Source organism: Pseudomonas sp. JC1203 (genome assembly GCF_056175065.1).
Genome location: NZ_JBWCAM010000005.1, coordinates 296542 through 312014, shown reverse-complemented (window position 1 = coordinate 312014; position 15473 = coordinate 296542). Strand labels below are relative to the sequence as shown.

General features: G+C 65.0%; 9 protein-coding genes. 5 read left to right on the top strand and 4 right to left on the bottom strand.

The window, feature by feature from the left end:
- Positions 1-23: 23 nt before the first annotated feature.
- Complete coding sequence (locus tag AC0SZ7_RS10600) at positions 24-1193, bottom strand: mandelate racemase/muconate lactonizing enzyme family protein (RefSeq protein WP_475504357.1); 1170 nt, start codon at positions 1191-1193, stop codon at positions 24-26.
- Between the two features lie 123 nt (positions 1194-1316).
- Between AC0SZ7_RS10600 and AC0SZ7_RS10595 the strand changes: the two genes are divergently transcribed.
- On the top strand, positions 1317-2177 hold the full coding sequence (locus AC0SZ7_RS10595; RefSeq protein WP_475504356.1) for a LysR family transcriptional regulator: 861 nt from the start codon (positions 1317-1319) through the stop codon (positions 2175-2177).
- Positions 2178-2186: 9 nt separating this feature from the next.
- Here the strand turns inward: AC0SZ7_RS10595 and AC0SZ7_RS10590 are convergent, their stop codons facing one another.
- Positions 2187-3446 (bottom strand): type II toxin-antitoxin system HipA family toxin, encoded by a 1260-nt coding sequence (locus tag AC0SZ7_RS10590; RefSeq protein ID WP_475504355.1) that lies wholly within the window; start codon positions 3444-3446, stop codon positions 2187-2189.
- Positions 3439-3756 carry a helix-turn-helix domain-containing protein gene (locus tag AC0SZ7_RS10585; protein ID WP_475504354.1) on the bottom strand — a complete coding sequence of 106 codons (318 nt, stop codon included), beginning with the start codon at positions 3754-3756 and terminating at the stop codon, positions 3439-3441. The genes AC0SZ7_RS10590 and AC0SZ7_RS10585 overlap by 8 nt, the downstream gene beginning before the upstream one ends.
- A 270-nt stretch (positions 3757-4026) precedes the next feature.
- Here AC0SZ7_RS10585 and AC0SZ7_RS10580 point away from each other — a divergent pair, with 270 nt between their 5' ends.
- The 4 genes from AC0SZ7_RS10580 (at position 4027) to AC0SZ7_RS10565 (ending at position 11494) form a co-directional block, all read left to right on the top strand.
- Positions 4027-5451: a sugar porter family MFS transporter gene (locus tag AC0SZ7_RS10580; protein ID WP_475504353.1), complete on the top strand. Its 1425-nt coding sequence runs from the start codon at positions 4027-4029 to the stop codon at positions 5449-5451.
- Positions 5452-5889: 438 nt separating this feature from the next.
- A complete protein-coding gene (locus tag AC0SZ7_RS10575) occupies positions 5890-6144 on the top strand; it encodes a DUF3077 domain-containing protein (protein ID WP_416424991.1) in 255 nt (84 codons plus the stop codon).
- Between the two features lie 206 nt (positions 6145-6350).
- Positions 6351-8495: a TonB-dependent siderophore receptor gene (locus tag AC0SZ7_RS10570; RefSeq protein ID WP_475504352.1), complete on the top strand. Its 2145-nt coding sequence runs from the start codon at positions 6351-6353 to the stop codon at positions 8493-8495.
- 800 nt (positions 8496-9295) lie between these two features.
- On the top strand, positions 9296-11494 hold the full coding sequence (locus tag AC0SZ7_RS10565; protein WP_475504351.1) for a sensor domain-containing protein: 2199 nt from the start codon (positions 9296-9298) through the stop codon (positions 11492-11494).
- Between the two features lie 3 nt (positions 11495-11497).
- On the opposite strand, the gene AC0SZ7_RS10560 is transcribed toward AC0SZ7_RS10565, so the two are convergent.
- Positions 11498-15349, bottom strand: coding sequence for a CheR family methyltransferase (locus AC0SZ7_RS10560; RefSeq protein WP_475504350.1), 3852 nt, complete (start codon positions 15347-15349; stop codon positions 11498-11500).
- Positions 15350-15473: the final 124 nt, after the last annotated feature.

Here is a 15473-nt window from a genome sequence, read left to right as displayed (position 1 = left end):
GCCGCCTTACGGCAAAACTCGAATCAGCCCTCGCCCAGCTCGCGCATCACCTGGTACAGCGCGGCCTTGGCCTCGAAGCCTACGCCCGGTATGTCCGGCAGGCCCACGTAGCTGTTCTCCACGCGGATGCCGTCGGCAAAGCCGCCGAAGGGCTGGAACACGTCCGGGTAGGATTCGTTGCCCCCCAGGTGCAGGCCGGCGGCGATGTTCAGCGACATCTGGTGGCCGCCGTGCGGCACCACGCGGCGCGACGACCAGCCCAACTCCTTCATCACCTCAAGAGTACGCATGTACTCCACCAGGCCATAGGACAACGCACAGTCAAACTGCAGGTAGTCGCGGTCCGGGCGCATGCCGCCGTGGCGCAGCAGGTTGCGCGCGTCCTGGTGCGAGAACAGGTTCTCGCCAGTGGCCATGGGCAACTCGTAATGGTTGGCCAGCTCGGCCTGCAGGGCGTAGTCCAGCGGGTCACCGATCTCTTCGTACCAGAACAGGTTGTACGGCTTGATCGCCTCGGCGTAGGCCAGGGCGGTGGGCAGGTCGAAGCGGCCGTTGGCGTCCACCGCCAGGCGGCGGCCGTCACCCACCACCTCCAGCACCGCCTCGATGCGGCGCAGGTCTTCGTCCAGGGGCGCGGCGCCGATTTTCATCTTCACCACGTCGTAGCCGCGGTCCAGGTAGCTCTGCATCTCGGCCTTGAGCTTGCCCTGGTCCTTGCCGGGGTAGTAGTAGCCGCCCGCGGCGTAGACCCACACCTTGTCGTCGGCCACGCCGTTGCGGTAACGGTCGGCCAGCAGGCGATAGAGCGGCTTGCCCTCGATTTTCGCCACCGCGTCCCACATGGCCATGTCCAGGGTGCCCACCGCCACCGAGCGCTCGCCGTGGCCGCCGGGCTTCTCGTTGGTCATCAGGGTTTTCCAGATGGCGAACGGGTCAAGGTTGTCGTTGGCCTGGTCCACCAGCGTGTCGGGGTCGGCCTCGGTGATGCGCGCCAGGAAGCGGTCGCGCATCAGCGCGCCCTGGCCGTAGCGGCCGTTGGAGTTGAAGCCGTAGCCGATTACCGGCTTGCCGTCGCGGATCACGTCGGTGATCACCGCGACCACCGAGCAGGTCATTTTGGAAAAGTCGATGTAGGCATTGGCAATGGGCGATGCGATGGAAACCGTCTTCTCGCGGATGTCGACGATGCGCATGGAAAGCGTCCTCTCTGATTGTTTTGCCTGGCAGGCCAGGGGGTGCGAGAGGACTCTACGGCTGGACGGGAAAAACGGGCCAATGCTATTAATGGGGAACCCTATGCGTACAAGGCATCGCTCATGGAATTGCTGTGGTTGGAAGACTTCAACGCCCTGGTTGAAAGTGAAAATTTCTCGCGGGCCGCGGAGTTGCGCCACGTCACCCAGCCGGCGTTCAGCCGCCGTATACGCGCGCTGGAAAGCTGGGTGGGGGTCGAGCTGTTCGAGCGCACGCCCCAGGGCGCGACGTTGACTGCGGCCGGGCGCAGCATGCTCGACAACGCCCGCGAGCTGACCCGGCGCCTCTACCAGATGCGCGCCGACGTGCAGCAGGTGGCCGGCAAGGCCAGCCGCACCCTGCACTTCGCGGCCACCCATTCGCTGTCGTTCACTTTCTTCCCCGCCTGGATCCGCGCCATGGAACAAGGCGCGCCGCTGGAGGGCATCAGCCTGCATTCGGACAACATGGCCGCCTGCGAACAACTGCTGCTGAGCGGCGAAGTACAGTTCCTGATTTGCCACCAGCACCCGGGCGTGCCGCCGCGGTTCGACAGCGGCCTGTTCGAGAGCAAGGTCATTGGCAGTGATGCGCTGCTGGCATTGCAGTCGCCGGAACTGGACACCACTGAGCGCCTGCCCTTCCTGGCCTACACCGCCGAGTCGGGGCTGGGCCGCATCGTCGCCTCGCACCTGCATGCCCACCCCGGCCACCCCCGGCTGGACACCGTGTTCAGCTCGCACCTGGCCGCGGTGCTGTTGTCGATGGCGTTGCAGGCCAAGGGCGTGGCGTGGCTGCCCGAGAGCCTGGCCGCCAGCGAGGTGGCGGCTGGACGATTGATTGCTACGGGCCACGGGCTGCAGGCCATCGCCACGCAGATCCGCGTGTTTCGGCCACGGATGCCGTTGGGGGAGCATGCGGAGCGGTTTTGGGCGGATGTGTAGGGGCAGGTATCAGCGAAGCAGGTCGACGTTGTCGTTGATACGACCCTGGATGGTCTGCAAGGTTTGCTCGGTAATAACCCCAGGGTACATCGTTTCGGCAATCACCCTGAAACGCCTAGCCACCTCGCAAAACCTGTCGATCAGGCGGCCAGCGGCATCGGCAGCCACCTCTGCCTCGTTCGCCAACTTGAGCAACGCCTGGCGGTCAATTTCGAGCGCCTCACCCAATACGTCCATCTGATGATAGCCACCTGGACCCTCGCAGAACGTCACGTCATAGGCGGGCGCCAAGCGCCAGTGCCCCGCCGCCGACATCACGTAGGCAAAGTTCTTGGGATGATCATCGCGGTTATTGAACGCCACATTGAACACCGCCCGTTCGAACGCCAGGGCTTTCTCGCGCACATCGTTGGTACACAGGTGCGTGGCACGAAGGAAGTTGACGTAGTCCAAAGCCCCAGGCGACCTGAAATCGGCGCCGGTGAAGGCTGCAAGGCTTTGCATGGGGACGCGCAGCCCGTCGTGGCGATCAAAGCGCTTACTGGCAAACGCCGCGAGACCATTGGGCAAACTGAAGTACCGAGTATCGGGCGTCGGTATGCCGCATAGGCGCAGGCACTCGGCATAGACCATTTCCACCGCGCACACTTCGGGATGCTCCTCCCTGGCAGGAAACTTGATCAGCCACGCCTCGAATCCCGGCTCGCCAGCGGTCGTGAACGCCCCACTCAGTGGGTCCCGGTAAACCAGCGCCTTGGGCCGAGCGCCTTGCGGGGAGCCGCCGACCAGCAACAAGCGCTGCAAAAATTCGCCACCTTCGCCACTGAGAACTTCCCGCACTTCAGCTGCCAGCAAGTCAATGGAGACAGGCGCCGTCGGCTCGCCTACCTCGGGCGCAACCGGCTCGAACGACATCGCACCCATGGCATTGCCGCCGATGTAGGCGAGGCGTTCAAGCGGGCCTATGCGTGCGGGGTTAAAACCGCGACGCTTGAACAGACGGTCCATGAGTAGCATGCCCCAGCCATCAGGCAAGGCATCATACACAGGGCCTGGCAGCCCCAGTTGATGCGGCGCGAAGCCTTTGCGCAACCTCTCCCCCGCCAGTGCCAGGGTGTAGGAGGACAACTCCAACCCCTTGCTCCTTGCCTCGTCGCTGTACTCAAACACCACTTGGGGCCGCCCAGTGACGGCTTTCGTCGAAACCAGCGTGCCCCACAACCAGTGCTCACCCCAGCCGTCGTAATAGACCTCCACTTTCTCAAGCATTGTCGGCTTTCCTTCTCGACCGTTGCCGCTGCGCGCTGTTCTCGTAGCGACGAATGTCATCGATGCTTTCCAGCTTGGGCAGGAACAGCCCCTCAAGCTCCTTGCCACGCCCAAGCACCATGGCCACGCGAACGAGCGCTTCGAACCCCACGTTGCGCCCTGCCTCCAGATTTGACACGGTATTGGTTGCAACTCCGGCGCGCGCAGCTACCTGGGCCTGGGTCATTTGCTGCGCCAGCCGTTCGGTGCGCAGGCGCTCGCAGAGCCGCTTCACAATTTCAGCAGGCTTTGTAAGGCTTAAATCCAACATTTTGGCCGCAATATCCGCATGACTCGGTTAACTCACATTTTCATGGATTTAATATTAGCGCAATCAGCCACTCTAATTCCCGTATTTTACGCGCTAAAAGCTTAAACCCAAGATAATTCACATTTAAATGGATTTATCAAGATTGAGCGTTGCACCCATAACGTTACGCCGTTCCCAGCCACGAAAAACGGAACCAACCGCTCTGGCACGCCCCTAAACACGATGTGAGCCATTTTGGCACCCCGTCGTTTCCAGAGAGGTTTGCCGCCCATGGCTACCAGCACTATTGCGTCGCACCCCGCAGGTGAAACCGCCCGCCAACACACCTCGCCCCAGCGCCTGATCCTGATATCGGTGCTGGTGGCCACCATGGGCGCCCTCGCCTTTGGCTATGACACCGGCATCATCGCCGGCGCCCTGCCCTTCATGACCTTGCCCGTGGCCCAGGGCGGGCTGGGGTTGAACCCGCTCAGCGAAGGCATGATCAGCGCGTCGCTGATCGTCGGCGCAGCGTTTGGCTCGCTGGCCAGCGGTTACCTGTCCGACCGCTTTGGCCGCCGCGTGACGCTGCGGGTGCTGGCAGTGCTGTTCATCGTCGGCGCCCTGGGCACTGCGGTGGCGCCGTCGATTGCGTTCATGGTGGCCGCGCGGTTCGTGCTGGGCATTGCCGTGGGCGGCGGGTCGGCCACGGTGCCGGTGTTCATCGCCGAAATTGCCGGGCCGTCGAAACGCGCGCGCCTGGTGAGCCGCAACGAGCTGATGATTGTCAGCGGGCAATTGCTGGCCTACGTGCTGAGCGCGGTGCTGGCGGCGCTGCTGCACGCCCCGGGTATCTGGCGCTACATGCTGGCAATTGCCACGGTGCCGGGCCTTCTGCTGCTGGTGGGCACGTTCTTTGTGCCGGCGTCGCCGCGCTGGCTGGCAGCCAAGGGCCGCTATGACGACGCCCAGGCCGTGCTCGAAACCCTGCGCGACACCCCCGCCGAAGCCAAGCGCGAGGTCGAGGCCATGAAGGCCCACGACCAACAGCACCGCAGCCATGCCTCTGCCGGCGCCCTGCTGCGCCAGCCGTGGGTGCGCAAGCTGCTGCTGATTGGCGTGGGCCTGGGCTTTACCGCGCAGTTCACAGGCGTGAACGCGTTCATGTACTACACGCCCATCATTTTGCAGCACACCGGCATGGGCACCAACGCCGCGCTCACCGCCACCATCGGCAACGGCGTGGTCTCGGTGGTTGCCACCTTGCTGGGCATCTGGGCCATCGGCCGTTATGGCCGCCGGCACCTGCTGATGACCGGCCTGGTCATCGTGGTGCTGATGCAGGCCGCGCTGGGCTGCGTGCTGCAGTTCATGCCGCAGAACCTTACGCAAAGCTACGCGGCGCTGGGCTGCATTCTGGTGTTCCTGCTGTTCATGCAAATGTGCATCGCGCCGGTGTACTGGCTGCTGATGTCCGAGCTGTTCCCGATGCAGGTGCGCGGTTTGCTCACCGGCGTGGCGGTGTCGATGCAGTGGCTGTTCAACGCCAGCGTGGCGTTCCTGTTCCCGGTGGCGGTGAGCACGCTGGGCAACCCGACGTTCTTCGTGTTCGCGGCGATCAACGTGGGCTCGCTGGCGTTTGTGTTTTTCTGTTTGCCGGAGACGAAGGGCAAGACCCTGGAGCAGATCGAGAAGCACATGAAGAAGGAGTTGTGAGACACATCGGGAAACATAGACGTAGGAATCATCCTAGGAAAACCCCTACAACGTCTGCGATAATCGAATAATTCGCTTACATTTAGCTGCTTGCGTGCTTTTCCATGGGTGACTAACCTCTGCCCGCCGCTGCTCATCAGCGGTAGGGCTTGGTCACCCACTGGTTATCAGGCGCAGTAGCGTCGCCATCTTCATGCGCGTTTCGCCAGCATGAGGTTTTATGGCAGCTATGCGCGGGGCGTCTTCGGATGCGCCGGGTCCCTGATACCCCGGTTGACCAACCCTCGCATAGCTGCCACCCCCTTGTTTGGTCACTTGAGAGTGGGAGCTCCTTCAACGTATCAGGAGTCTCTCCATGTCAAAGCCAACACCCGACCCACCCCCTTTGCACAGCATCACCCGAGCACCACGCTGTTTTAATTCAAAGGGAAGCTAGTCATGAATGATTACCTGGAAACCACCGCGCTGCCCTTCGGCATGCGCGACTCGCGCGAGCAGCCGTTTTTCAGCGTCAACCCGGGCATCAGCCTGGAAGACGCCCTGTGCCACCTGGCGCACCTGCTGCGCTGCGCCTACGACTCGGCCTATGAGCTGACCGATGCCGCTGCGCTTGAGAAAGGCTTGGTGTGGTCGACGCTGCACCACATAGAAGGCGCGAAGGGGTTGGTGGATGCGCTGATAGCGGCAAGGTAACCCACCTGCCGTAGCAGCGGCCCAAGGCCGCGTCACCAGCGCCGCGCGACACCTGGCACACCGCGCGGGCCAGACGCAGCCTTCGGCAGCTGCTACGCGACGGGGGGGGCAGGCGCCGCCCTTCTGTATCAAAACTTACAGACAACCCCATACAAACACACCGCACCCCCAGCGCACTCGCAACTTAGAATCATTATCATTCATGTATGCGAGTGCCCACCTTGACCACCCCGACCTCCAGCCTCCCCCGCCGCGCACCGTTGCTAGCCTCGGCGCTGGCCAGCGCCTTGCTGTGCGCCGGCGGCGCCCATGCCGCCGAGGAAACCACCCTGCCCGCCACGCAGATCGGCGCCCAGGCAAGCAGTGGTGATGACAGCTACACCGCAGCCAGCGCATCCACGGCCAGCAAGAGCGATGTGCCGCTCAAGGAAGAGGCGCAGACGGTAAACGTAGTCACGCACCAGACCCTCGCCGACTACAGCGTGAAGTCGCTGGACGACGTCACCAAGTTCATCAGTGGCGCCAGCCAGGGCAACACCCTGGGCAACACCAAGGACTCGGTGGTGAAGCGCGGCTTTGGCACCAACGACGATGGCTCGATTCTGCGCGATGGGGTGAAGTCGATTCTGTCGACCAACCTCGACGCCACCACCGACCACGTCGAAGTGCTCAAGGGCCCCGCCTCGCTGCTGTACGGTGCCATGGACCCGGGCGGGCTGATCAATGTGGTCAGCAAGCAGCCGCAGTATGTGCAAAGCACCACCCTCAGCGGCTCGGCCTACAGTGAAGGGGGCGGTGACCTGGGCCTGGACACCACCGGGCCGATTGGCGACACCGGCCTTGCCTACCGCCTGGTGGCCGAGCGCAAAAGCGAGGACTACTGGCGCAATTACGGCGTGGAACAGCACACGCTGGTGGCGCCGTCGCTGAGCTGGACCGGCGAGCGCGCCAGCCTCAACCTTTCGTACGAGTACAACGACTACACCAGCCCGTTCGACCGCGGCACTATGTTCGTCAACGGCCACCCGGCGGACGTGTCGTACAAGAAGCGCCTGGATGAAAAGTGGGCGAAAACCGTGGGCATTGCCCAAAGCGTGACCGCGCGCTTCGAATACCAGCTCAGCGACGACTGGAAAACCCGCGTCACCTACGGCTGGAACGAGGACCGCTACAGCCTGGCGATTGCCAACCCTACGGCGCTGTCGGCCAGCGGCGTGGTGACGCGCCAGGCCAACGGCGGCCACTACGACTACGAGACCCGCTACGCCAGTTGGGACTTCATCGGCACCCAGCAGCTGTTCGGCCAGGAGCACGATGTGCTGGTGGGCGTGGACCAGGAGGCGCAAGACCGTTACCGCGGCAAGACCTACCGCAACACCGCGCAGTCGGGCTTCGACATCTACTCGCCCAGCTACGGCAGCCTGGCCGAGCCCAGCGTGGTCAACAAGTCGACCAGCGACCTCACCAACCAGCTGAACTCCACCTCGCTGTACGTCAAGGACAACTGGCACCTCAATGACCGCTGGGTTCTGGTGTTCGGCGGGCGCTACCAGCACTACGACCAATACATCGCCCAGGGCATGGGCAGCGCGCGCGCAGTCAGCCTGGACAGCAATGGCGACGCGGCGGTGCCCATGCTGGGCCTGGTGTACAAGGCCAGCGGCGCGCTGTCGCTGTACGGCAACTACAGCCGCTCGTTCGTGCCCAACACCACGGTGGACGACAGCGGCAAGACCTTCGACCCCGAAGAAGGCCGCAGCTATGAGGTGGGCGCCAAGTACGACATCGCGCCGGGCCTGAACCTGAACCTGGCGGTGTACGACATCGTCAAGAAGAACGTGGTCACCACCTCCACCGTGGATGGCGAGAGCGTCAGCGAGGCGGCCGGCAAGGTGGGTTCGCGCGGCGTGGAACTGGACGTGACCGGGCGCATCGCCGAGCGCTGGGACATGGTCGGCACCTACGCCTACGACCACACCGAGATCCTCGACGACCCCACCGACCAGGGCAACCGCCTGAGCCAGGCGCCGGCGCACACCGCCAGCCTGTACCTCACCCACCACCTGCGGGTGCCGTCGCAGTACGGCGACTGGCACGCCGGCGCGGGCGCGCGCTACGTGGGTGAGCGGGCCGGCGACAACGACAACAGCTACTACCTGCCCAGCTACACCGTGGCCGACGCCTTCCTGCGCTGGGACGTGCCGGTGGCCGGTTACAAGACGCATCTGCAGTTGAACGTGGACAACCTGTTCAACAAAGAGTACTACCCGTCCAGCACCGGCTCGGGGCAGTTGCAGGTAAACGTCGGCGAGCCGCGCAGCGCCAGGCTGAGCGCCAGCGTGAACTTCTGAGCCACCGCCTGCGGCAGCTGCTCTGTAGCAGCGGCCGCCGCGCTGAGCCTGATGCACCGCACATGCAAGACGCAGCCTGCGGCAGCTGCTACGCAAGGCCCTGTAGCAGCGGCCGCAGGCCGCGTCACGGCCGCCGCGGTGAGCCTGATGCACCGCGCATGCAAGACGCAGCCTGCGGCAGCTGCTACGCAAGGCCCTGTAGCAGCGGCCGCAGGCCGCGTCATGGCCGCCACGCTGAGCCTGATGCACCGCGCATGCAAGACGCAGCCTGGCGGCAGCTGCTACGCAAGGCCCTGTAGCAGCGGCCGCAGGCCGCGTCATGGCCGCCGCGGTGAGCCACAGGCACCGCGCATGCAAGACGCAGCCTGCGGCAGCTGCTACGCAAAGCCCTGTAGCAGCGGCCGCAGGCCGCGTCATGGCCGCCGCGGTGAGCCTGATGCACCGCACATTCAAGACGCAGCCTGGCGGCAGCTGCTACGCAAGGCCCTGTAGCAGCGGCCGCAGGCCGCGTCATGGCCGCCGCGGTGAGCCAGAGGGACCGTGCATGCAAGACGCAGCCTGCGGCAGCTGCTACGTCACCGGGGTTTCAGGCAAACGTTCAGCTCAACCTGGGCCGCTCCTACAGGTGCCCAACAGTTCGTTGCTGCCAGGCACCAGTGCCTCACGCTGCCCGTCGACTCACCCGGACCTGGGCTATATTTCCTTCTCGGAGCTGTGCTTTAGTAGTATTTACGTTGCCCCGCGCAACTGCATTCCGGGTATCACGCCCTTTGCCATGGAACCTTGGAGGCACCTACCCCATGCAGCCGCCTGACAACCGTTCGCGCCATGCGCCTGTGGCCGATGCGCAGCAGGATGAACACCAGCGGTTAGTGCAAGAGCTGCAATTGCACCAGCTTGAACTGCAGATGCAGAACGAGGAGTTGCGCGAAGCGCACCAGGCCTTGCAGGCCTCGCGCGACCTGTATCAGGACCTTTACGAACAAGCGCCAGTGGGCTACCTGAGCCTGAGCGTGGACGGCATCGTGGAAGCCATCAACCAGACCGGCGCCAGCCTGCTGAAAGTGCCCAGCCCGCAGTTGTTGGGCCGGCGCTTCAGCAACCACGTGGCGCCCGCCGACCGCGACCATTGGCACATCGCGTTAGTGAAGGTGTGCCAGAGCCTGGAGCCCCAGGAATGCGAACTCACCCTGCTACGGCCCGGCGGCCAACCCTGGCGGGCGCGCCTCAATTGCGTCAAGCATGAGTTCGCCCCGGCCATCGTGCGCGTCACCCTCACCGACCTGACCGCCCGCCGCCAGGTGGAAAGCCGCCTTAACCTGGCCGCCAGCGTGTTTACCCACGCCCGCGAAGCCATCATGGTGACCGACCCTGCGGGCAACATCGTCGAGATCAACGACGCCTTCACCACCATCACCGGCTACTCGCGCGACGAGGCGCTGGGGCGCAACTCGCGCTTCATGGCCGCGCCGGGCAAGCAGCCCGACCCCTACCCCGCGCTGTGGCGCAGCCTGGAGCAGGACCACCACTGGCAGGGCCTGCTGTGGAACCGCCGGCGCAACGGCGACACGTTCGCCTCGCGCCAGACCATCAGTGCCATCCTGGACTCCAGCGGCGAGGTGCAGAACTACGTGGCGCTGTTCACCGACAGCACCGAGCTGCACGAATACCAGCGGCAGCTGGAGTACGTCGCCCACTACGACCCGCTGACCCGCCTGCCCAACCGCACGCTGCTGGCCGTGCGCCTGCAGCAGGCCATGGCCCACGCACAGGCGCAGGGCCGCTCGCTGGCGCTGGCCTACCTGGACCTGGACGGCTTCAAGGCCATCAACGATGCCCACGGCCACGAAGTAGGCGACAAAGTGCTGGCCATCAGCGCCCGGCGCATGAACAAGACCTTGCGCGACGGCTGCACCCTGGCGCGGCTGGGTGGCGACGAATTCGTGGCGCTGATCGTCGACCTGGAACAGGTGGGCGACAGCGCCGCCATGCTCGAACGCCTGCTGGTGGCCGCCAGCGACACCATGCAGGTCGACCAGCTGGCCCTGCGCCTGTCGGCCAGCATCGGCGTCAGCTATTACCCGCAGGCCAGCGAGGTGGGTGCCGACCAGTTGTTGCGCCAGGCCGACCAGGCCATGTACCAGGCCAAGCTGGCCGGCAAGAACCGCCTGCACGTGTTCGACGCCTGCCATGACCTCGACCTGCGCGGCCACAACGCGCGCCTGGACCGCATCGAGCAGGCCGTGCGTGGCCACGAACTGCGGCTGTTCTACCAGCCCAAGGTGAACCTGCGCAGCGGCGCGGTGGTGGGCGCCGAGGCGCTGGTGCGCTGGCAGCACCCTGAACGCGGGCTGCTGACGCCCGAGAATTTCCTGCCACTGGTGGAAAGCAACGCCCTGGCCGAACACATCGGCGACTGGGTGCTGGACGCGGTGCTGGCGCAGATGCAGGCCTGGGGGCAACAGGGGCTGCAGCTGCCGGTGAGCATCAACGTGGGTGCGCGGCAGTTGCAGCACCCCGACTTCGTCGCCAAGCTGACCCAGGGCCTGGCCGCCTACCCGCAGGTGGCACCCGAACGGCTGATGATCGAAATACTGGAAACCAGCGCGCTGGAGAACATCGAGGAGGTGTCGCGCACCATCCGCACCTGCGCCGCCCTGGGCGTGCGTTTTGCCCTGGACGACTTCGGCACCGGCTACTCATCGCTGAACTACCTCAAGCGCTTGCCGGTGACCCAGGTGAAAATCGACCAGAGCTTCATCAAGGACATGCTTGACTCCAGCAAGGACATCCCCATCCTGCAGGCCATACTGGAGCTGGCCAGCGCCTTCGGCCACGAGATTATCGCCGAGGGCGTGGACAGCCCGGCCCAGGGTGCGCGCCTGCTGCAACTGGGCTGCGAGCTGGGCCAGGGTTTCGGCATTGCCGAACCCATGCCGGCCAGCGAGATACCTGCCTGGCGCACCCGCTGGGAGCACAGCCGCGGCTGGCACGGCTGAAGGTCAGCTGTGCAACCGGCACAGGGCCTCGATGATTTCAATGAAGGCTTCGAACGCCACCGGCTTGCTCATGTGGCGGGAGAAGCCCGCCGCCTGGGCCGCCTTGACGTCGGCCGTGGTGCCGTAGCCGGTCAGGGCGATGCTGGGCACCGCCTGGTAGGCCGGCAGGCGGCGCAGCGCCGCCATCAGCTCGTGGCCGTCCATGCCCGGCATGCCGATGTCGCACACCACCAGGTCATGGCTGCCCTGCGCGGCCGCCGCCAAGGCCTGCTCTGGCACCGTGAACGCGCTGACCTTGGCCGCTTCCATTTCCAGCAGCAGGGCCAGGGCTTCCAGTACCTGCGGCGAGTCGTCCACCAGCAGCACCTTGAGGCCCACCAGGCGCCCGCCGTCGGCGCTCTCTTCAAGCACCTCCGGCGCTTCGGGCTCGTGGAAGCTCAGCGGCAGCAGCACGGTGAAGCGGCTGCCCTGCCCCAGCCCTGCCGAATGCACCTTCACCGAGCCGCCATGGGCCTCGGCCAGCTGGCGCACCAGTGACAGGCCAATGCCCAGCCCTTCGCGGTGCTGGCGCGAATGGGCGGTGTCGGCCTGGCTGAACAGCTCGAAAATGCTGTGCAACTGGTCGCGGGCAATGCCCAGGCCGTTGTCCACCACCTCAAGCCTGGCGTCATCGCCATGGCGGCTCGCGATGACCTGCACCTGGCCATCGGCCGGGGTGAATTTCAGCGCGTTCCCCAACAGGTTCCAGATGATCTGCTCGATACGCGTGGCGTCGGCGTCAATCAGCAACGGCTCGTGGGCCGGGTCAGGCAGCTCCATCAACAAGCGCGGGCCGTCGCCGGTGGTGACGGCCGCGCACACCTCGCGCACCAGCGTGCCGAGGCTGACGGTGGCACGCTTGAGCTGCAGCTTGCCAGTGCGCACCCGCGCCACGTCCAGCAGGTCGTCGATGATGCGCACCTGGCTGACCACGCCGTCATGAATGGCGTCCACCGCCTTGGCGGCAATGCTGTTGCGGGTCAACATCGGCAGGCGCCGGAGCATTTCGGCGTTGAGCTGAATCAGGTTCAGCGGGTGCTTGAGTTCGTGGGACATCACCGCGAAGAACTCATCCTTGAGCTGGCTGATGGTCTGGCACTGGGTGGCCTGGCTCGGGTCCTGGTAGATGTCGGCATGGCCGCTGAGGTCGCTGGCCATTTCCTCGTCGCCCAGGCTGTAGCGGCGGTTGTTCTGCACCAGCCGCAGGCGCTCCTCGCCCAGGCGCAGCTCTTCTTCGGCGGCACGGCGCTTGGTGATGTCGATGAAGGTCAGCACCATGCCGTCGATGTAGTTCTCGCACGAGCGGTACGGCAACAGGCGGGCGATGTACCAGCGGCCGTCGATACTGCTGACCTCGCGCTCGATGGTGCTCAGGGTTTCGAACACGGTCCTGGCGTCGCTGACCATCTCGTCGTAGGCCAGGCGGTGGGTGATATCCAGCAGCGAGCGGCCGGTGTCCACCGGCAGCATGCTGAAAATGTCGGTGGCGCGCGGGGTGAACCACTTGATGCGCATGGTGCGGTCGACGAACACCGTGGCAATGTCGGTGGAGGCGATCAGGTTGGTGAGGTAGTCATTGATCTTGTCGGTTTCCTCGACCTTGGTCTTCAGCTCGGTGTTGACCGTCAACAGCTCTTCGTTGATGGACTGCAGCTCTTCCTTGCTGGTTTCCAGCTCTTCGGTGGCCGAGCGCAGCTCTTCGTTGATGGCCTGCATTTCCTCGTTGGACGCCTTGAGCTCTTCGCTGGAAATTTCCGACTGTTCGATGGTGTCCTGCAGCTGCAGCTTGGTGCGCTGCAGGTCGCGTTCAAGGTTGGCCAGCACCTGGTTCTCGGCCAGCACCGCCACGCCTGCCTCTACTTGGGCGGCGTCCACTTCCTGCTCGGCAAACACCAGCAGCACGCACTCGCTTTCGGTCTCTTTGTCGGTGTACGGGTAGGCGGTGATGTCGACGAGAAAATGCGCGTTGTCGCGATACAGCTCCACCTGCCGCGCGCGCACTGCGGCGGCGCTCTGGTGCACCTGGAACAGCGCTGTGCGTAGCTCCAGGCGCAACTGCGGAATGGCCAGGTTGAGCAGGTTGCGCGTCACCTCGCCACCGGCATGGCGCAGGAAACGGCCGGCGCCTTCGCTCATGTGCATGATGTCGCTGTTGCTGTCGACGATCATGCTGGGCGGCATGCTGCGTTCCACGGCGCGCTGGTGGATGTCGGCGAACGACAGCTTGCGCTGCACCGGCGCGGCCGGCGCGCTGACGATGTTGCTGGGGCGTATGTAGCCGCCGCGCGGCATGCTCAGCAGGCGCCGCTCTACCGGCGCACCGGTCTTGGCGCGGAAGATGCGGTTCTTCTTGTCCAGCGGCGTGAACAGCTCGGGGCACAGGTCCACCGACTCCGACGAGCCCAGGAACAGGTAGCCGCCCGGGTTCAGGGCGAAGTGGAACATTTGCAGTATCTCGCGCTGCACGTCGCGGTCCAGGTAGATCAGCAGGTTGCGGCACACAATCAGGTCGATCTGCGAGAACGGCGGGTCCACCAGCAGGCTGTGCTTGGCGAACAGTACCTTCTCGCGGATTTCCTTGCGCACGCGGCTGGCGTTTTCCTCGCGAATGAAATACTGGCGCAGGCGCCCCGGCGGTATGTCGGCGACGATGGCGTGCGGGTAGGCGCCAGCGCGGCCCACGGCCACGGCGCGGTCGTCGATGTCGGTGGCGAACACCTGGATCTTGGCCGCCGAGCCGCAGGCAAGCTGCTGGTCGTTGAGCATCATGGCCAGGGTGTAGGCCTCCTCGCCGGTGGAGGTGCCGGCCGACCATACGCGCACCTCTTCGCGCGGCCGCTCGTGGGCGTCGACGGCGGTGAACAGCTGCGGCAGTACATCGCGCTCCAGGGCGTCGAACGCTTCGCGGTCCCGGAAGAAGTTGGTGACGCCAATGAGCATGTCGTCGAGCAGTGCCTTACTCTCGCCGGGGGTGCTCAGCAGGTACTGGTAATAGGCGCGCAGGTCGGGCTGGGCGGTGACCTGCAGGCGCCGCTCGATGCGGCGCAGCACGGTGGCGCGCTTGTAGTGCTTGAAGTCGTGGCCGGTGCCCAGGCGCAGTTGAATAAGGATCTCCTGCACCAAATGTTCGGCCAGCGCGGCCTCGCGCTCATTGGCCGGGGTCAGCGTGGCCAGGCCGCTGTCGGCCGGCAGCACGATCTGCCGGGCATTGCGCCACAGCTCCAGGATTTTGCCCGGAAGCTGCGCCACCGGCAGCACGAAGTCGACCATCTGCGTGGCGATGGCGGCGTTGGGCATGCCGTCGAATTCGGCATCGTCCGGCGCCTGCACCAGGGTGACACCGCCCTGTTCCTTGATACGCGACAACCCCACGGCGCCGTCGGAACCGGTGCCCGACAGCACCACGCAGAAGGCACGCTCGCGGTGCACGTCAGCCAGGTTGCGGAAGAACAGGTCGATGGCCACCTGGCCGCCACGCCGCGGCTGCGGCTGGCTGACGCGCAAGTGCCCGTCACCCATGGCCAGGTCGTGCGCAGGGGAAATCACATAGACGTGGTTGGGCTCGATGGGCAGCGTGTCGCTGACCTGGATCACCGGCATGGCGGTGACGTCCTGCAGCAGTTTGTCGGCGTAGCTCTGGTGGTCGGGCGAGAGGTGGAAAATGATCACGAAGGCCATGCCGCTGTCCGCGGGCATCTGCTCCAGGAAGCGCTTGACCGCCTGCAGGCCGCCGGCCGAGGCGCCAATGCCGACGATGGCAAACGGCAGCCCGGTGCCTGCGGCTGGAGAGGTGTCGCGCTCGCGGGGGTTGGCCATGAAAATCCTTGAAAATGGAAAGCACCGGCGCAGACGTTCGCGCCGCTGGCTGGACGTTTCATGATAAAGCCGGGGGATGGTGCTGGCGATTGGATTTTTCAGGCGGGGTGCACTTACATTCCGT